The 17910-nt window shown below is 66.5% G+C and carries 14 protein-coding genes and 4 pseudogenes; 11 read left to right on the plus strand and 7 right to left on the minus strand.

What is annotated here, in order from left to right; translation table 11 throughout:
- Positions 1–12 precede the first annotated feature (12 nt).
- The 5 genes and pseudogenes from AC07F3_RS17360 to AC07F3_RS17380 form a co-directional block, all read left to right on the plus strand.
- Positions 13–1395, plus strand: coding sequence for an MATE family efflux transporter (locus tag AC07F3_RS17360; protein ID WP_479114901.1), 1383 nt, complete (start codon positions 13–15; stop codon positions 1393–1395).
- 666 nt (positions 1396–2061) lie between these two features.
- The gene (locus tag AC07F3_RS17365; protein WP_479114903.1) at positions 2062–4122 is read left to right on the plus strand and encodes a hypothetical protein; all 2061 of its coding nucleotides are present in this window, start codon (positions 2062–2064) and stop codon (positions 4120–4122) included.
- Between the two features lie 21 nt (positions 4123–4143).
- Positions 4144–4539 carry a hypothetical protein gene (locus AC07F3_RS17370; protein ID WP_479114904.1) on the plus strand — a complete coding sequence of 132 codons (396 nt, stop codon included), beginning with the start codon at positions 4144–4146 and terminating at the stop codon, positions 4537–4539.
- Positions 4540–5223: 684 nt separating this feature from the next.
- The gene (locus AC07F3_RS17375; RefSeq protein WP_479114906.1) at positions 5224–5412 is read left to right on the plus strand and encodes a DUF6234 family protein; all 189 of its coding nucleotides are present in this window, start codon (positions 5224–5226) and stop codon (positions 5410–5412) included.
- A 43-nt stretch (positions 5413–5455) separates the two neighbouring features.
- Positions 5456–5818: pseudogene (locus AC07F3_RS17380) on the plus strand (helix-turn-helix domain-containing protein); the annotation flags it as partial.
- Between the two features lie 337 nt (positions 5819–6155).
- On the opposite strand, the gene AC07F3_RS17385 reads toward AC07F3_RS17380, so the two are convergent.
- The gene (locus AC07F3_RS17385; protein ID WP_479114908.1) at positions 6156–7118 is read right to left on the minus strand and encodes a TetR/AcrR family transcriptional regulator C-terminal domain-containing protein; all 963 of its coding nucleotides are present in this window, start codon (positions 7116–7118) and stop codon (positions 6156–6158) included.
- Positions 7119–7283: 165 nt separating this feature from the next.
- Here AC07F3_RS17385 and AC07F3_RS17390 point away from each other — a divergent pair, with 165 nt between their 5' ends.
- Positions 7284–8396, plus strand: coding sequence for an FAD-dependent monooxygenase (locus AC07F3_RS17390; RefSeq protein ID WP_479114910.1), 1113 nt, complete (start codon positions 7284–7286; stop codon positions 8394–8396).
- Positions 8397–8610: 214 nt separating this feature from the next.
- Here AC07F3_RS17390 and AC07F3_RS17395 read toward each other — a convergent pair.
- Positions 8611–9841 (minus strand): annotated as a pseudogene (locus tag AC07F3_RS17395) (IS3 family transposase).
- An 86-nt stretch (positions 9842–9927) separates the two neighbouring features.
- Positions 9928–10185 carry a hypothetical protein gene (locus AC07F3_RS17400; RefSeq protein WP_479114912.1) on the minus strand — a complete coding sequence of 86 codons (258 nt, stop codon included), beginning with the start codon at positions 10183–10185 and terminating at the stop codon, positions 9928–9930.
- A gap of 110 nt (positions 10186–10295) precedes the next feature.
- Between AC07F3_RS17400 and AC07F3_RS17405 the strand changes: the two genes are divergently transcribed.
- Together AC07F3_RS17405 and AC07F3_RS17410 are read left to right on the plus strand one after the other, a co-directional pair.
- Entirely contained in the window at positions 10296–10853 is a 558-nt protein-coding gene (locus AC07F3_RS17405; RefSeq protein ID WP_479114913.1) for an SMI1/KNR4 family protein, read from the plus strand.
- A gap of 23 nt (positions 10854–10876) precedes the next feature.
- Positions 10877–11035: a hypothetical protein gene (locus AC07F3_RS17410; RefSeq protein ID WP_479114915.1), complete on the plus strand. Its 159-nt coding sequence runs from the start codon at positions 10877–10879 to the stop codon at positions 11033–11035.
- A 751-nt stretch (positions 11036–11786) separates the two neighbouring features.
- Here AC07F3_RS17410 and AC07F3_RS17415 read toward each other — a convergent pair.
- Both AC07F3_RS17415 and AC07F3_RS17420 read right to left on the minus strand, forming a co-directional pair.
- Positions 11787–12328, minus strand: a pseudogene (locus tag AC07F3_RS17415) (protein-L-isoaspartate O-methyltransferase family protein).
- Positions 12329–13058: 730 nt separating this feature from the next.
- Entirely contained in the window at positions 13059–13562 is a 504-nt protein-coding gene (locus AC07F3_RS17420; RefSeq protein ID WP_479114917.1) for an NUDIX hydrolase, read from the minus strand.
- Positions 13563–13614: 52 nt separating this feature from the next.
- Between AC07F3_RS17420 and AC07F3_RS17425 the strand changes: the two are divergent.
- Positions 13615–14524: pseudogene (locus tag AC07F3_RS17425) on the plus strand (IS5 family transposase).
- Between the two features lie 67 nt (positions 14525–14591).
- Here the strand turns inward: AC07F3_RS17425 and AC07F3_RS17430 are convergent.
- A complete protein-coding gene (locus tag AC07F3_RS17430; RefSeq protein WP_479114919.1) occupies positions 14592–15071 on the minus strand; it encodes a hypothetical protein in 480 nt (159 codons plus the stop codon).
- Positions 15072–15736: 665 nt separating this feature from the next.
- Between AC07F3_RS17430 and AC07F3_RS17435 the strand changes: the two genes are divergently transcribed.
- Positions 15737–16096, plus strand: a complete 360-nt coding sequence (locus AC07F3_RS17435) for a DUF805 domain-containing protein (RefSeq protein ID WP_479114921.1) — start codon at positions 15737–15739, stop codon at positions 16094–16096.
- 470 nt (positions 16097–16566) lie between these two features.
- Here the strand turns inward: AC07F3_RS17435 and AC07F3_RS17440 are convergent, their stop codons facing one another.
- Positions 16567–16773 (minus strand): hypothetical protein, encoded by a 207-nt coding sequence (locus AC07F3_RS17440; RefSeq protein WP_479114923.1) that lies wholly within the window; start codon positions 16771–16773, stop codon positions 16567–16569.
- Between the two features lie 686 nt (positions 16774–17459).
- Between AC07F3_RS17440 and AC07F3_RS17445 the strand changes: the two genes are divergently transcribed.
- Positions 17460–17792 (plus strand): histone-like nucleoid-structuring protein Lsr2, encoded by a 333-nt coding sequence (locus AC07F3_RS17445; RefSeq protein WP_479114925.1) that lies wholly within the window; start codon positions 17460–17462, stop codon positions 17790–17792.
- Positions 17793–17910 lie beyond the last annotated feature (118 nt).

The raw sequence follows: 17910 nt of genomic DNA on the forward strand, positions 1-17910 counted from the left end.
GAGGGGGAAGTCATGAGGGCAGCAGAACACCGGCGCAGGCTGGTGACGCTCGCGTATCCGGTCTACTTCGAGCTGCTCGCGGGGGTCACGGCCGGGATCATCAACATGGTCTGGGTGACGCGGCTCGGCGGGAGCGCTGTTGCAGCGGTGGCTGTCGCCACGAATGTCGAGAACCTGCTGCTCGGCGTCATCCTCGTCGCTGGCTCGGGCACGACAGTGCTCGTCGCCCGAGCCAGAGGAGCTGGAGATCCGGCAGCGATGCGCTCCGCCGTGCGCGGCGGATGTGCCCTGTGGGTACTCGTCACACCCTTGATCACCATCGGGGGATACCTGTGCCGCGAACCGCTCGCTCACCTCGTACTCGGCGGCAGCGGCGGCGACTCGCTGCCCCTCGCTACTGGCTATTTCTCGATCGCATTGCCAGGGATCGCGGTGTTCTTCGCGACCAACGTCGTCGACGGCATCCTGAAAGGTGCGGGCGACACCCGCACCCCGATGAAGCTCGCGATCCTAGCGAACGGGCTGATTCTCGGGCTGGATCCCTTGTTCATCCTGGGATTCGACTTCGGCGTGCGGGGGGCGGCGATCGCCACAGTGCTGGGCCGGACGGGCGCGCTCTTTTTTGGTTTCGCGGCGCTGCACCGCAACGGCGTACTACGACAGGAGGCCCCGAACCGGGACGGTTCGCTCCGAGCCGATGCCCGCAGGACGGCTGCGACCGGGCTTCCCATGTCGGCCGACTTCGTCGCACGAATGGCGGGGGCGCTCGCACTCGTCGCCATCGTCGCCCGGATCGGCGTCAGCGAGGTCGCCGCGTACGGGATCGCGACGAAGGCAATGTACGTCGCGACCATGGCCTTCTACGCGGTACGCCAGGCTGCCGCCATCCGCACCGCCCATCTCCTTGGTGCGGGACGCGATGAGCGGCGGGCCATCGGACGGCAGGTGCTGCTCCTGGCCGGATCTCTGGGGTTCACGGCTCTGCTGACACTGCTCGTCGCCGGACCGTGGATCATGCGGGCCTTCGGCAGCGGGGGAGAGGTGGCCGAGGCGGGGGCACTCTATCTGCGCTGCCTAGGCCCGTACTTGATGCTTCTCGCTTGCTTCATCGCGCTGGGCGGGATCTTTGAGGGCGGCGGTGGCAGCGCTGCCCTTGCACGGATCACGGCGTGCGGCGTGGCGCTCCAACTCGCACTTGCATACAGCCTGTCGGGATTGGGGCTGCCCGGAATCTGTCTGGCCATGGCGCTGGCCATGGCACTTCAATGTGCAGCCATCGCCAGAATGTATCGGCGCATGGCACATCCGACAGTCACCGGCTGCGACAACGGTCGACAAAAGACCTTCGACACACAGCCCGACAGCCCTTCACCCGGCCATCGACTCGGATCATGACCGGTGGGGGTGTGCCAGGTGTTGGGTGTGAACTCTGTGGCGGGGGAGCGGCGTTGCAGGAGGGTCTGGTGGAGCGAGGCGGACCGTGATCAATGATCGATGCGGGGCCGACCGTTGCCTGCCGCGCGGGTGAGGAGTGTCCGGTGTGAACAGCACGAAGTGCCGGGATCTGACCGCGATCCCGGGACACCTTCTTCGTGCGCTACTTCCTTGGCCGCCTCGTCAACGGCCGTCCGGTGCCTGGGGCACCGCTGCGTGCCTGTCCGGGGTCGAGTCCGGTCGATGCCGGGGCTGTGAGGTGTGCGTGGTTCGCGATGGTTTTTGTGGTGGTTGGATGGTGGCCTGGTCTGCGGGAGTGCCGCAGCCGCAGGTCGCTGTTGCCGGCGATGACCACGGTTCCGTTCGCCAAGGTCGTTACGGCGGCGGGCGGCTGGGCGTGGCAGCCGAGTTCGCCGCGCTGCCATCCTGTTGGGGTTCCGTCGCCGATCCAGACCGCGGCGCAGTGCGTCGTCGGGGCCTGCGGTGTTTCCCCCGGTATCCGCAGGCTGTCGACCGGTGTGGTCACCGGCGTCGGTGCACAGGAGCGCGTCGGTGAGCTCGAAGAGTGCGTCACCTCGCGCGGTCAGACAGGTATGGAAGATGTCTCGGACGCCGGAGGCGGACCAGTTGTTCGCCACGACCGCTCCGGTGGCCGCGAAGACGGCAACGTTCGCGGGGCAGCTGGAGAAGGTGGCCGGTGCGTTGAGTGCCTACAGCCAGGAGGTGCGGCCTTTGGCGAAGAAGCTCGAGGATCTGCAGCGTCAGGCGTTCGCGTTCACCGCGAGTATCGCGGGTGATGACCACTGGCGGCGCGACGAGAAGAAGCGGGATCGCAACGATGGCCTGAAGGACGAGGTCCAGGCCACGTTGCAGGCGTTCTACGAGGCCGAGATCGCCTGCCACAACAAGATCACCGCGCTGGTCGGCGGGAGCACCCTGGTGCTGGGGAAGCTCGGCGGCGGTCAGGTGCTGCCCAAGGGCACCAGCGCCTACGGGGCCAGTGCCGATGACCTCGGTCACCTGGACAAGGCTCCCTGGGGCAACTACGCGGAGCCCGAGTACACGGGGTTCAGCTGGCTGTGGCACCAGGGCAAGAGCTTTGTGTGGGACGGCTTCGTCATGGACGGAGTGGTGGGCACGGTCAAGGGGCTTGGCACTCTGATCGGTACCGACGGCTGGGACGCGGCCGGCGAGGCCTGGAAGGGACTGGCCAAGGTCGCCACCGGCCTGGCCTTCGTCATGACTCCGGTCGCCCGTGAACTCTTCCTGAGCGCCCCCGACAGCATGATGCCGAAGTGGCTCCGCGAGTCGCGCACGGCGCTCAAGCAGACCGGCAAGGCCATGGTCGCCTACGACGAGTGGGGCAAGAACCCGGCCCGCGCGGCGGGCGGGGTCACCTTCAACATCTTGACGACCGTCTTCACCGATGGTGCCGGCACGGCCGCCAAGTCGGGCGCGGTCGCCAAGACCGTCTCCGTCCTGGGCAAGGCAGGACGCGCCGTCGACCCGATGACGTACGTCTTCAAGGCAGGCCAGCTCGGCGTCGGCAAGGTCGGCGACCTGTTCAAGGGCCTCCGGGAACTCTCCCTCGGCCCACTCGCGGACACCGCCCACCTCACCCACGACCCCAGCCTCCCCCACGTCACCGACACCGAAGCTGTATGGTCCGACGGCACCAAACTCTCCTTCACAGACGGCGAGTACACCGTCACGCGCCCCGACGGCACCAAAGTCGCGGCCCACGGCGAGCTCTCAGCCGACCAGATCGCCCAGCTCAAGGACTCCCTGCTGCACGCCGCGGAGCTACGGGCGCCCGCTGTGAAATCGCCCGTGCTCGTTGCTGCTGGTGACCGAACTGGTCATAGAACGCTGGACAACACCGCCCGCCACTCGGTCGCAGGCCCCACCACAGCGCATGAGCCACCGGGAGTTGGCGGTACGCACCACACGCTGTCCACAGGCGCCCACGCCGTGGACCACCCCGCCGACGGCGGCACCAGTCCGCACGGCCCCTCAGATCACGATTCCGGTCACAGCGGCGAGGCCAGCACTGGGGGCGGCGAAGGGCACACTGGCGAGCACGGCAATCATGGCAATGCCGATCACCCCTCCAGCAAGGACATCGACCAGGGGGCGGCAAATCCCGCGCAAACCATGCGGTCGGACTACGTCCCGCCGGACGCGCCGGAATCCAAGCTGCCAGCTCCACCCAAGGAGCACGGTGACGTCGTGCCGGCGACTGGTGACCACGTCTACCAGCAGCCGCACCTGACTACAATCGGCTACGACAGCATGATCCAATTGAACCGGGAATTCACAGCACGGCTAGATGGCTACCACGACGTGATCGTTCACGGCAGCGACAAGGCATTCTTCATGCCCGGCAGGAAGAATGCCGCTGGAGTCGATTTTCCGCCTGGCGAGGTGCATCCCGCCCATATAGTCGAAGCCATCAGGAACAATCCCAGTTACAAGGGCGGGCCCATCAGGCTTATCTCTTGCCATACGAGACGGATTCGCGACGGAATAACAGATGTCCCTGCGGCGCAGCAGCTGGCCAACGAACTGGGGGTTCCGGTCAAGGCTCCGACAGGCGAAGTGGGCATCTACCCCTCACGGCCAAAGGACCAAGTGCCGAAGGTGCAAAATAGTGGATACTGGAGGACCTTCCTGCCCATTGTCAAGTAGTTTTTGAAGGGAAGTGTCAAGATGAAGGTTCTCGGCTTCTTCAGTGAGCTTTGGCCGTCGAGTCCGGATGCCACCAGCAGCATCCGCTCGTTCGTGGCGGATGAGCCGCAGCCGAACGACAGCGAAATCGCCTCCTATCTCCGCAGTGGACATATGCTCTTCGCCTCCATGGGCGTCGTCGACGACGTGCTCGGGTCGGGCGAAAGCATCATGGGTGGCGGTTCGATTTTCACGGACGGAGAGTGGGTTTGGCGCGGTGACCTGTGGTTCTACGTTTCCAGGCATCATGCCGTACTTCCGGAAGAATTCCGGGCCAGGGTCGAGTCTTTGGAATACGTAATCCCAGCTGTCGGGCAGGAGCGTCTTATGGCCCTTACGGACGAGCTCCAGGCTCTCCGCTTCGGCAAGCGGAAATAGGTCCGGCGGCCGATACTCCGCTTACCGCGGCCCCGTACCGCATGCAATGGTGATAATTAGCAGGAACCTCACCCAAACCTTGGCTCTGGCTGCGTCCCATGCGTGAAGGGCGGGTTTATGGCGCGTCGTGGAGGAGGCGATATCATGAGCGTCGTCCCTGAGTTGCTGCGGTGCCTGGCCTGGCCAGCATGAGGAATCTTCGCGGGCACACCGATGGGCTGAGCCATGAGTTCGGGGCGGTGCCAGTCCTTCGTTCGCCCCTAAATGGTGCTCATTTTGCGCCTTTTCAACGTGGACTCACGTGTGTAGGCGCTGCGAACACGCACCCTTGAGTGGCGAAGACGCTGGTGTGGGACAGATCCAATGACGAAAAGGAAGATCTCTCCTGTCGCTATCGTCGATCACGCTCAGCAGATCACGGAGGACGATCAACGGATCCTGCTCCTCCGCGGCATCGCATTTGCCATGGAGTTGGCCAGCTCGTCCGCGGGCTCAACCGGCCCAGCCCGGTCCGCTGCATTGTCGCCGCGAACGAGATCAACGCGACGTCCAGGTTCCACCAGATCCGTCCGGGTGAGTTCTGAAACTATCCGGACCTTGACAGCTACCAGCTGGAGAAGAGGGTCGTGATCGACTTCGAGCCCGCCCACGCCTGAGGCGCACGCCTTCACGGGCTGCCCGCTGGTGCAGAGAGGGCGTCAAGCCCACGAGGGGATCGACCGGGCGAGACCTGGACACACCGAGCGGGTACACGGCACGCTGATCCTCATCCTCGTGACAGCAGCACTCGCCGCCCTCTTCCGCGCCTACTGGACCGTGCTCTCCCAACTCCTGCTCGCACTACTCACATGGACGCTCCTGATCAGCACCTAAGATTTGCCCCTTAACTGCTGGTCACAGGTGAGGTGGTCTTGTCGTGACTGGTGTGATCACGGTATCGGAGCCGTCCTGGATAACCCCGTTCACCAGGCTGAGCCCGCGTCAGTTCGGCAGGCTCATCACGTCGTTGCGGCGTGAGGGTGCCGACCCCGTTCGCAAGGGCCGGCTGTGGAGCTTGCCGCTGGAGGACCGGGTTCTGCTGGTCGCCGCGTACTGGCGCACCAACCTGACGCTGCGCCAACTCGCGCCGCTCTTCGGAGTGTCGAAGTCCGCTGCCGACCGCATCGTCAACCACCTCGGACCGGAGCTGGCCCTGCAGCAGCGCAAGCGGTTCCGCAAAGACACCGTGCTGATCGTGGACGGCACCCCGGTCCCGACCCGCGACCACACCGCCGCCGAGTAGTCGAAGACATCTCATGTCGTTGGTTGGTCAAGGAGATGCTCAGGCAGCAAGGTCCGCAGGCGGTGCGAAGGCACGATCGTGGTCGAACAGCACGCGGTGTTGCAGACAGTGGTGGAGACAGCTGAGCAGTTTGCTGAACAAGTTTCTGAGGGCCGCGGTATGGCGTTTCTCATCGCTGCCGAGACTTCGGTGGCGCCGGTGTACAGCGCGGTGGACCGGTCCTGGTTGGCTCGGACTCCGAGGCGGTGAAGGCGCTTGCCGATCTGGCTGTCAGTAAGGACCGCCCCGGGTGGCCACCTGGAAACAGCCCGTCCCGATGATCTCGTTCTTGTGTCTATGTGACAGCTTCCTGACCTTCGACGATGGAAGTCAGGCCGTCCAGGAGTGCCTTGAGGCCGAATTCGAAGAGCGTATCGAGGCGCAGGTCATAGCCGTCCTTGAAGGCTCCGACCACCTTGGTGAAGGTCGGGAAGCGGCCGGATTCCGCCAGTTCCCGGAGAGCGGGGGCGTGGCTGTCGATCCATTGGTCCTCCGACTGGCCCGTGGCGGCTTCGGCGTGCGCTTCCATCTCCAGGTGTACAGCCAGGCCCTGGACATGGCTGTAGAGCAGGACGTGGATATCGAACAGCGTGGTGGGATCGAGTCCGTGGCCGTCGAGGGTTTCCAGCACCCACTCGCCGTGGGCCATCAGGTTGGGCACGAGCAGTGGGCGGGTGAGCGAGCCGATCTGGGCCAGCCACGGGTGCTTGCGGTAGAGGGTCCAAAGGGTTCGAGCACCCAGTTCGATGCGGGAACGCCACCCTTCGGGGGCGTTGGCAGGGTAGGGCTCCTCGCCGAATGCGGTGTCGGCCATGAGCAGGATGAGGTCGTCCTTGCCGGGGACGTACCGGTAGGTAGACATGGGGGCGACGCCGAGCCGTGCCGCAACGCCGCGCATGGAGAGCGCCGACAGTCCTTCGGTATCGGCGATGTCGATCGCTGTGCGCACGATCCGGTCGAGGCTCAGTTCCTGCTCGGGGTCCGGTGCGGGTGACGGGCGCCTGCGGGCCGGTGCAGCGGGGGCCGTTCCGGCGACGACCGTGCCGATCCGGGGCCGGGCCTCGACAAGTCCCTTCAGACGCAAGGTGGTCAGGGCTTTGGTCGCGGTGGCGAGCGCGACGCCCCATTCTGCGGCGATCTGCCGGGTCGAGGGAACCCGGTCTCCGGGGGCGAGCTCACCGGCCGCGATGCGTCGCCGGATCGCGGCGACGATGCGCAGATAGGGCGGATCGCCAGCTGTGGCTGTGGTCTTCGTCACGTCCTGCCGCTTCCCTCTCCTGTACTAGTGCAGAGGGTAGCAGCGGCGACGCCGAACAGAGGCATTCTGACCTAGTACAGGCCTGGTAGTTGGGGAGTTGGAGGGAGCATGCGTACGTCGTACGTTCATGCGCGTACACCGTAATGAGCACTGGAGGAACTTCTCATGCAGACCGTACTCATCTCCGGCGGCGGAATCGCCGGGCCCGTCCTCGCCTACTGGCTTGGCCATCACGGCTTCGCGCCCACCGTCGTCGAACGCGCCCCGGGCCAACGCCTCGGCGGCCAGGCGGTGGACATCCGCGGCGTCGCACTCGACGTCGTGGAGCGGATGGGCCTGCTGGAGCAGGCAAGCCGCGCACGGACCCGCATGCGCGGCATGTCGATCCTCGACCCCCGCGGTCACGAGGTCGAGCGCTGCACCGAGGCGACCTTCAGCAGCGGCCGGCTCGACAGCGACGACATCGAGGTGCTGCGCGAGGACCTGGTACGGATGGTGTACGAGCGCACCCGCGCAGGAGTCGAGTACCTCTTCAGCGACAGCATCACCGCACTCGACGACGAGGATGAGACCGGCGTGCGCGTCGACTTCGCGCACGGGCCGTCCCGCACCTTCGACCTCGTCGTCGGGGCCGACGGCCTCCACTCCACCGTGCGACGCCTGGCCTTCGGCCCGGAGGAGCATGTCGCCCACCACCTGGGCAGCTACCTCTCGGTGTTCAGCGCGGACAATTTCCTCGCCCTGCACGACTGGCAGATGTGGCTGCGCGACGGCGACACGGGCTTCGGCATCATGCCCGTACGCGGCAACACCGAACTCAGGATCGCCTTCGGCTTCGAGTCCGCCCCCCTCGCCCACGACCTCCGCGACGGCGGCGCCCTGCGCCGGCTCGTCGTGGACAAGCTGGCATCCATGCGGTGGGAAGGGACTCGCCTGTCCGAGGCCGCCCGGAAGGCGCCCGACTTCTACTGCGACGCCATGGCCCAGATCCGCATGGACCAGTGGTCGCGGGGCCGGATAGCCCTACTCGGAGACGCCGGCTACTGCCCCTCCCCCCTCTCAGGGCAGGGCACCAGCCTGGCCCTCGTCGGCGCCCACGTGCTGGCCGACTGCCTGGCCCAAGCCAACGGCGACCACCGCACCGCGTATGCCCGCTACGAGCGGCGGATGCGCCCCTTCGTCACCGTCAACCAGGCACTGGCCACCGAGAATCCCGGCGGACCCGTCCCGGAGGAATCCGTCACACACGCCAAAAACGCACTCTCGCTGGACAGTTGATGGCCTACCCCGAACCGACATCAGAGTGGTGACACAGGCGCGGAGCGCAGGCGCGGTTCTGCGCTGCCTTCCTGCCGGCAGGCTGGAGAGCTCGGCGATCGCCTCCGGAACGGCTAATCAGCAGCGGCGGACGTTCTCCGGCTCTTGTGCCGGGACTTGGCCATGAGTATCAGCAGCGACGCACAGTCGAGCACCGGGTTTCGTGGAGAGTGAGTTAGCTGGCTTTCTGGAGTGACGCAGGGAGTTCGGCCGCGTAATGGGCGGCCTCGCGCTCGGCGGGGGTGACATCTCCGAGCTCGCCGTGCAGACGTCGCTGGTTGAACCAGTCGCGTACTCGGCGGCCGTGATCTCTACGTCCTTGATGGACGTCCACGGCCTCTTGTTGCGGATCAACTCGGCCTTGAAGAGGCTGTTGAACGCCTCGGCGAGGGCGTTGTCATACGAGTCGCCCTTGGAGCCGACGGAGGCCATCCGCCTCGTCGGCGAGGCGTTCGGTGTAGCGCATGGCACGATATTGAACTTCGCGGTCCGAGTGGTGTGTGAGGCCGGCGAGGTCGGAGCCGGTGTGCCGACGGCGCCAGATCGCCATCTCCAGCGCGTCGAGCGCGAGGTCGGTGTAGAGGCTGGTGGCGGCCTGCCAACCCGCGACCACGCGGGAGAAGACGTCGATGACGAAGGCCGCGTAGCCCCAGCCGGAGAACGTTCTGATGTTGGTGATGTCGGCAACCCGCAGCCGGTTGGGGGCAGTTGTGCTGAACTGCCGCTCGACCAGGTCGGCCGGACGGTCCGTCTCCGGGGCCGGCCGGGTAGTGCGCGGGCCCTTGGCCCGAATCACCCCGCGAAGTCCCCCTGGTGCATGAGGCGTTCGACCGTGCAGCGAGCCACTTCGAGTCCTTCGCGGACCAAGGCGGCGTGGACCCTGCAGGCACCGTAGACACCGTAGTTGTCGCCGTGGATCTGACGTATCTGTTCGGTGAGTTGCTCATCGCGCAGGCGGCGGGCCGACCGCGGACGGGAGTGGGCGGCGTAGTAGGTGCTCGGCGCGATCGGCGCGTCCGTTTCGGCGTGGACGCCGCAGATCGGCTGGACGCCGAACAGGTGCTTGTACTGGTCGATGTAGGCGACCTTCACCGCAGTGGACGGTCCAGCTCCGCGGCGGAGAGAGCCGAGGCAGACTTCAATATCGCGTTCGCCCGCCGCAGTTCCTTCACCTCTCGCTCCAGCTCCGCGATCCGGGCTGCCTCCGTAGTGGTCGTCCCGGCAACGGCGCCCTCGTCGATCTCGGCCCGTTTCACCCACCCGCGCAGAGCCTCGGGATGCACGCCCAGCTGGTCGGCGATCCGTTTGATCGCACCAGCACGGCCAGCCGGGTCCTTACGGGCCTCGACCGCCAGACGCGTCGCGCGTTCACGCAGCTCGTCGGGGTATTTACGGGGAGCAGCCATGATTGGCATCCTTCCGGGTCTTGATGATCTCCATCAAACTCGGGGCGGTTCACTGGCCGCCATGCTGTCCGTACGGCAGGGTGGCGTCATTCGGCGGCGGTTGGAGGGGACTGCCGGGTGGTGGAGCCGATGTCGGTGATGGTGGGGAGGCCGAGATCGACGACTCTGCGGCTTGTGGGGAGTCGGTCGAGCTGGGCGAGTTTCTCTTCAGCGCCGGCCAGGCTGACCTGAAGTCCTTCGACCTCCCCGGGCCAGCCCTCGCGCTCGGCCTCGTCGATCCGGGCAGTCAGGTTGTCGCGGATGTCGACGATCCGGTCCCGTTGGGCTGGGTCGGGCCAGTGCATCGAGCACCGCAGGCAGGCTTCTCTGAACTTCCTGTCACCCACCAGTCCGCCCGGCCGCCCTGGTTGCCCTGGTTGTCGACATGTCGGCGGGCTCTGACAGCATCACGGTCATGACCGACATTGATGACCTCGTGCAACGCGTCGCCAGCCGGGCCGCATCGGACAACGAGGACCTTCCCGCACCTGTCGGCGATGCCCAGATTGCGGAGGCTGAGGGGCAACTGGGCTTCGCGCTGCACCCCCTACTTGCGCGCCTGTATCGCGAGGTTGCTGACGGCGGCTTCGGCCCTGACCACCGACTGCTGCCGCTGCTTGGTCCGGGCTCCAGCGTCGCTGGCGAATACCTGACGCGACGTGAGGCGTCCGTTGGCGTGGAGCACCCGGAGTGGCCCGAAGGCATCGTACCGATCCTGACCTGGGGCTGTGCCATGTACGCGGGCGTTGATTGTCTCAGTGAGGACGCTCAGGTCCTGCTCTTCGAGCCGAACCCGTATAGCGGCGGATCGTGGGATCAGTGTTGGTTCCTCGACTCCGCCAGCCTCGCAGCGTGGCTGGAGACATGGCTCGCGGGGACGGGCTGGTTCGAGGAGGACGCCTTCGACAGGGACGACGTGGTCGAACCACAGGCATGGGACCAGGCCGCAAGCCGACTGTCCTCCGGCGCATAGCGAAACACCAACACTTCGTCCCGTTGGCGCAGACGCCGTCATCCCGGCCCGCCCATCAAGGGCTCCCGTCCCAAGGCGTCTACGTCCTGGCCGAGGACATCGTCGCCGCCCGGGCCAAGGAGCTCCTCGACGGGCCAGAACTGACGCTCGCGGAACTGGCGGTCAACCCCCGCAAGCCGTGAGCAGGGCGGAAGCCCCGCGGCAGGCCCTGGCTGACGGGAGCTGCCGCGGCTCTGCACACGGCACTTTCAGTGGCTCGGCGGTTCGCCCTGCCGTGCAGTTAGGAGTCGGCGCCCAGATCTTTACGCATGGCATCCCGAAGGCTCTGGTATGCCCGGTCGTAGTGAAGCCGCCCGGTAGCGTACTCGTCGCTGTCCCGGCTGAATCCGTCAGCAACCACGTCGCGCAGGTCACGTAGCCGCCGAAACGAGTCATCAGACCTTTCGACCACGTAACGCGGCGCGCAGATCGACAGCTCGTATCGCAGGCTTGTGCAGGCTTGTGCAGGCTTCGAAGGGTTCCCACACTGCACATCTGCGCTGCTCAGGGTCAGGCACTGGCTCACGAACGGTCACACGGCAAGCGTGACGAGCCGATGCGAGAGCGGAGAGGTATGAGACGTAGAGAGAACGTCGGCCATCGGTGTGCTGGTCGCCTCGTTCACGTCTCCACCGGCGATGATCGAGGAGCCCGGCCGATGCTGTCGCAATTGCTCCGCCGGCGATCGTGCTTGCCAGTGAGACCCATTCCATCGGTACCCCCAGAGCGAGCTGTTAGCGCTCCAGCGTGCCCTTGCTGCCACGCGGCGTCGAGGTGTCCGTGTCTGTGTTGCCCTGACCTGCGGTGTCTCACCGCCGTTTCACAGGTGCAGTTGATATGAAGCGGGCCGTGAGATCGTGCTGCCGGACTTGAGATCCCACAGCGCGGCAGCAGTCACACCTCAGGGGCGGTGCCGATGGCCTGGGTCCCGTCGGGGCACACGGTGACCTGATACTCGGACCACAGGGGCCAGCCCAAATCACGCCATGACTCGCGTCGTTCGCGCTGCCCGCTGACCTTCATGAAGTACACCGGCCTGACGAGGGAGCCACTGGCTCCGCCTTGGTTGTCGCGGACCAGCCGCACCAAAGAGTCCGATCTCCAGGGGTTTTCCATGGGGGTGACGATCACACCGCCCGGCACCGTCTGGTCCAGCCATGCGTGCGGGATCCGGCGGACGCTGGCGGTGAACAGGACTCCGTCATACGGGGCGCGCGGGGGTGGCCGTGTTCTCCGTCGGTGGTGACGACCAAGGGCTGCTCGCCGCTCCAGGCGCGCAAGTTGGCCACGGCCTGGGTGGCGAGGCGGGGCTGGTTCTCGACGCTGACGACCCTGTCCGCACCGACCCGATGCGCTAGGAGTGCCGTGTTGTATCCGCTGCCAGTGCCGACCTCCCGCACGGTCCCTGACGGATCCGGGTTGAACCAGTGGAGCATGTCGACGACGACGGCCGGGTACGACAGCGACGACGTGAAATCGGACGACTCGCTGGGACCGTCCTCGATCAGGACACGACCGTCAGTGATCTGCTTGATCAGGGCCTCGCTCGCCGTGTAGTGGGTGCGCAGCCAGCGGTCCGGGTCGATGCGCCGGTCGATCACCGGGTAGAACCCATGCCCGTCGCGCCGGGGCCACAGAGTTCGGTGCGGTGTCGTCCTCACTACCTCCGGGATCACCGTTGGGAGACGGCGGCGTCGGGTCACCGGTCCCACCGTCCGGCCCGTCCCCGTTGGGCGTGAGTGGTGTCGTCATCGCGTCCTCCTGACAGCGGACGGTCTGTCGTGCGGATCTGCCCAGCATGAACCGCACTGTGCGGCGGGCGCCAGACCCACGGCGGCAGGAGGGCCGCCGTGATGCCCATCAGCGGCACGGCGACCCTCGGTGAGGTTGGACAGCGAATTGGTCCGGCACTCTCGCTGCCGCTGCGGGGGTGTTCCGCGAGTCGGGACTGGAGTTCATCTCGAACCTCCACTTTCCCCGCCGCTGCGGTGGTGGCCCGCGTTACGAGCAGTGGCGCTCTTGCTCCCCACGTGCCCGGGGACACCGAGGGTCTCGGTTGGCCTGCGCTCTATTTTCCAGGAGGCTGTCAGGCGGCCCGGCTACCGTGCGGGCATGGTGAATTTCGTGCCGGTTGCAGGTGCACGGTTCCGGGCTGGCGCCTTCGCCCTAGAGCTCGTCCGGGCGGTCTTGTAGGGCTTTCGCGATGAGGTTGTGGATGAGGTATTCGCCGGGGGCTCGGTTCTCTTTGAGGCGGTGCAGGTCGTCGGGGCCGAACCAGTCGTAGGCGGTGTGCTTGGACCATTCCAGGGCGGGGTGGTCCAGGTCGCCGTCGACCTCGACGAGGTAGTCGGCCTCGTGCCGCGTTCCGGCCCCGTCGTCGCCGGTCCAAGCGGTGAGCCCGAGCAGGCGCCGGACGCGGCGCAGGCGCCAGCCGGTCTCCTCTTCGATCTCGCGGGCGAGGGTGCCCAGGAGTGATTCGCCGGGCTCGACGTGGCCGCCGACGATGTCCCAGCAGTCGGGGAACAGCCGCCGGTGGGGGCCGCGTTTCTGCGCGAAGGCTTTGCCATGCCGGTTGAGGATGACCGCGCCGACTGCCCAGGTCTCGCCGTCGGCGGGGACCGGGATCTCGACGTCGGACTCCATGTCCACGTGGTGCTGTTCGTCTGGCATGTCCTCACTGTAGGGCCGTGACTGGCTGCTGGCTGGGGGCGTTGACCGTGGAATGACGGGGCGGGGGGACCTTTCGGATGGTCATTGGTGGGAGCTACTGGAGCCGTTGCTGCCGGTGGGCAACAGCCGGTGCGGGCGGTGGCGGGACCGGCCACCGGCAGGTGATCAACGGGATACTGCTTCGGGTGCGGACCGGGGCGCCGTGGCGGGATCTGCCGGAACGATGCGGCCCCTGGGAGCAGCTGTTCCAGCAGGTGCAGGCCACCGCCGATGCGGACGGTGGGATCGACTGGGACATTTCGGTGGACTCCACAGTGATGCGGGCTCACCAGCACGCCGTCGGCGCCCGCAGGACCCCGCCGCCGGCCCCGCACGGTTCAAAAAGGGGGCCTTCGCGGCAGAATCCCGGGGCGAGAGTCCCGGGTTGAGGCTGCTTGGCCGCCGGATGGCGGCGATGCGGTGGGCGAGGGCCTGGGCCGCTCCCGCGGCGGGTCCACCACCAAGGTCCACCTGAGCGCGGATGGCCGCTGCCGCCCGCTGTCCCTCACCGTCACCCCCGGACAGCAGGCTGACTGCATCGAGTTCGAGGCAGCCATGGACAAGATCCGCGTGTCCCGGGTCGGGCTCGGCCGCGCCGACACCCGGACAGCCTCAGCGCGGACAAGGCGTACAGCAACCGCACGATCCGCGCCTATCTGCGACGAGGCATACGCCACGTCATCTCGGAGCAGAACGAACTGCAAGGCCGCCCGCCTGCGCCGGGGTTCGTACGGCGGCAGGCCGCCCGTTTCGATAAGGAGCGGTACAAAAAGGGCAAGAGGGTCGAACACGCCATCAATATCCTCAAGGCCCACCGGGCCGTCGCGACGCGTTTCGACAAACGCGGCTATGTCTTCCTCGGCACCGTCACTGTCGCAGCCTGGTCATCCGGCTCCGCTCATGGTCGCCCGGACAGGCCCTAACGGCCAGCTTGCGCGCTGTCCTGTACGTGGGCAGGGTGAGGTACAACCCCAGGGCAACGGCACCGTCTCACATGGCTGATCCCTGAAGGGCTTCTTGCCACTCGTCCATCACATCGCGGGACTTGTCCATGGCGGGATCGCGGCTTCCGCTGGGTGCGTAGGCAGGGGACCGGTCGGCGCGGAGCGGCACGTGGGCGCAGTACCAGGCCCGCTTGGCGCCTGCTTGCTCCGCGTCCGTGCCGACCCGCAGATAGTCGACCAGTGCGGTCATGACCCGGCGGCGGCCGAAGGCGTAGACCGCGGGTTCGAGGAACCAGCGACAGAAGCTGGGGTCCGGGTCGTAGACGGCTGCCGCCAGCAGCGGGGCGAAGAACTCCTCGGGCAGGGGGGCGCGTTCGAGCAGCGGCTTGCGCACCGCATGGGCCAGGTGCCGTGCGCGGCGGGCTTCCGGCACGTCGGCCGCATCTTCGAGGTCCATCAGCCGAGCCACCTCGGTGGCACATGACAGGAAAGAGCGGGCGGCGGGCTTGATGTCGTTGTCGGTCATGGCGGCATTTTGGACTTGCTCGGGCCGCGAAGGCACGCGGGCGGTGGTTGCCTCTCACCTTGATCATCCTCCGGGCCGCAGCCTCTGGCGGTCATATTTCGCTCGCTCGGACCGGATCTGGGTGGGATCCTCCCGTCCGTGGCTACTGAACCCGAGGCGGGAGAGCTGTTGCACCAGAGTGGCTGGCGAACGGCCTTCACCGTCGCTGAAAGGGTGGACTCGTGGGCCACCCTGGTGCGGCTCGTTGAGCGCGGCTACAGCGACGACATCTATGAGTACATCAATGACCTCTACTGCCGGAACTGGCTGCATGAGGGTCCTGGGTTCCGAGGGTGGTGTAGATCCGCGTGAATCGTCGGCTCAGCTCGGCGGCCGTCGCCAGGTAGAGCTCTTTAGGGTCGAAGGCGGCTGTGGGCGGGCCGAGGATCAGGTGCGTCAGCCTTGGCCCGGCGCTCCCGGCCCCACGGGCCAGCGGTTGCCTCGTGAAGATGAGCCCACTGCTCCTCCTTGAGATACGCGTCCGCGTGGACGTCAAGCTACGCGTCCGCGCTACGGGCCGTGTCAATTTCGTTTGACTCGGCCTTTATCTGTAGTTTATGTTCCCCTTTCTTGCCTTGCTCCGCTCGGGACAAGTGCACACCATCTGTCCCGTGGGGGGATCAACCATGCACTACTACACTGACGTTCTGCAGAAGTACGCCGTTTTCAAGGGCCGGGCGACCCGGGCCGAGTTCTGGATGTTCGCGCTGATCGACACCATCATCACGGTGGCCCTCTACTTTGGCGGACCGGCCCTGGGCCTGGGTGCGGTGCCCCTGATCGTCTACACGGTCGCGACGGCCCTGCCGAACCTGGCCGTGACCGTCCGCCGACTCCACGACACCGGCCGGTCCGGCTGGAATGTCCTGTGGGGCATCATCCCCATCGGATCGATCGCGGTAATGATCATGTGCGCCAACCAGAGCTCGACCGACGAGTCGTACGGGCCGTACCCGGGCACCGCCGACCCGCTGCCCGCCGTCTGACACTCGTCACGCCAGGGGCCCCGCTGACGCCGAATCAGGCAGTCGGCGGGGCCCGCACTGTTGCATCCGGCGACCGCGGATGCCGGCCCGAGCTGGAGCGCCGTAATAGATCCGGGAGCCACCCCGTCCGTAGTCGTGCCGGTGTAGTCCAGTGGCACACCCCTGATCTGCTGGCCCGCTGGACCGCCGAATGCCCCGCAGTACGGCTCGCCCTCGTCGGCCTCGCCGTCGTCTTCCCCACGGACCGCACTCTGCCCGCCCTGACAGCGCGCTTGCACACCTTCGTGAACCAGCACCCCCAGGTACCGACATCGGTGACTACGTGCGCTTCATCCTCCTATTGGCCGCCCAAGACGACAGTCAGACTCGCGCGGTGCCTGCCGGACGGCCCCGGCCGCGGCGCCCCGCCGCGAGCGCGCCATACGAGTGACGCCTGGGTTGCTTCGCTACGAGCGTGGGGACGGCGTGCGTCACCTCGTATCGTGCCCCTGTGGCCACTGGCCGGTGATCTTGCCGTCGGATGTCAGGGTGAACCGGGTTCCGTCCATCACCGTCGTGGCACTGGCCCGCGTGCCGTACGCCTTCATGGTGAAGTCCTCCGCTTTGCCCATGTATACGTGTGCCTCGGCGGCGTTGCTCCACGCGTTGACCCGTACCTGGACTCCCCACTGGTTCACCTGTGGCTTCTCCCGCCACGGCCCCCAACTGCTCTGTGGCAGCAGCCCTGTGCCTCGGCCCGAGAATACGTACCAGCTCGCGAGGCCAAGCATGATCGCAGTGGCGACGAGCGCATACGCGCTCGACCGGCGACGGATGCGGGAGGAGTGAGCCACTTGGTGGTTCCTTCATGGTTCGGGGAGGGCTTCGCCGCAGTCCAAGACGGTCCCTGGCCGGGCTGCGTTCCTGACCGCCGGGATTAACCGACTGAGCCCCCACTTATCCAGGTTGAACTGCAGTACCGCCGAGCCGACCTGGAGACCAAGCGGACCGCGCTGCTGGGGACACTTGTCGGCACTCGGTAGGCGGCCTGTCGGCAGGTACGCGGTCGCCGCGGCGAACTTGATCGGGTTCGAGTCCTGGCTGGAGCGTGACCGGCGGAAGTCAAGGCTTGTCCCGCAAGTGATCTCCCAAGGCTGAGGCGCCGGTTGGAGGGATGCCCTGAGGTGAGATGTGTCGTTGGAGATGTCGCCGCCCATGACCTTCGTGATTACGCCTGCCATCCCATCTGGGGCCCTCTCCGCAACCGCCCAGCCCTCCCCGCTGTCGCGCGGTGGGGAGGGGCGGATACCGGGCAAGGCACGCACTTCTGGGCAAGCCAACAACTCGGGACAAGAGAGGCCGTCGATACCCATAGACTCGCCGCATGGCACAGAAGATCGTCACCATCTACACGGATGACCTCACGGGCGAGGAGTCCGCAGAGGCAGCCACGCACCAGATCGTCATTGACGGCGTGGCCTGCGAGATCGACCTCGGCCCCGACAGCTACGACAAGCTCATGGAAGCCGTAGGCCCCTTCCTCAAGGCAGGCCGACGAGTCCGCGGAAGCCGCGCAAAGGCAGCTCCTGCCCGGATGGCCGACGGCAGCAACGATACGGCAGCCATCAGGGCCTGGGCGAAGGAGAAGGGCTACGACATCAACGACCGCGGCCGTGTAGCGGCGGAAATCCGCGAGGCCTACAACAAAGCTCACTGACAGCACAGAAGCCCCTCAGTATTGGCGAATTCCAGGGGTCGTTGCAACACGTGGTGAGTTGATCAAGCCGCGAGCAGCTTAGCGAGGCGCTCGGCTGGGGTTTCCCAGCCGAGCGTTT

It is taken from the genome of Streptomyces sp. NPDC045846 (genome assembly GCF_056431605.1).

Bases quoted from the DNA above. Each gene is read 5' to 3' on its own strand.
- AC07F3_RS17360 (WP_479114901.1), top strand. From the start codon at position 13: ATGAGGGCAGCAGAACACCGGCGCAGGCTGGTGACGCTCGCGTATCCG.
- AC07F3_RS17390 (WP_479114910.1), top strand. From the start codon at position 7,284: ATGCAGACCGTACTCATCTCCGGCGGCGGAATCGCCGGGCCCGTCCTC.
- AC07F3_RS17435 (WP_479114921.1), top strand. From the start codon at position 15,737: ATGCACTACTACACTGACGTTCTGCAGAAGTACGCCGTTTTCAAGGGC.
- AC07F3_RS17405 (WP_479114913.1), top strand. From the start codon at position 10,296: ATGACCGACATTGATGACCTCGTGCAACGCGTCGCCAGCCGGGCCGCA.
- AC07F3_RS17400 (WP_479114912.1), bottom strand. From the start codon at position 10,185: ATGCACTGGCCCGACCCAGCCCAACGGGACCGGATCGTCGACATCCGC.
- AC07F3_RS17445 (WP_479114925.1), top strand. From the start codon at position 17,460: ATGGCACAGAAGATCGTCACCATCTACACGGATGACCTCACGGGCGAG.
- AC07F3_RS17370 (WP_479114904.1), top strand. From the start codon at position 4,144: ATGAAGGTTCTCGGCTTCTTCAGTGAGCTTTGGCCGTCGAGTCCGGAT.
- AC07F3_RS17420 (WP_479114917.1), bottom strand. From the start codon at position 13,562: ATGCCAGACGAACAGCACCACGTGGACATGGAGTCCGACGTCGAGATC.
- AC07F3_RS17430 (WP_479114919.1), bottom strand. From the start codon at position 15,071: ATGACCGACAACGACATCAAGCCCGCCGCCCGCTCTTTCCTGTCATGT.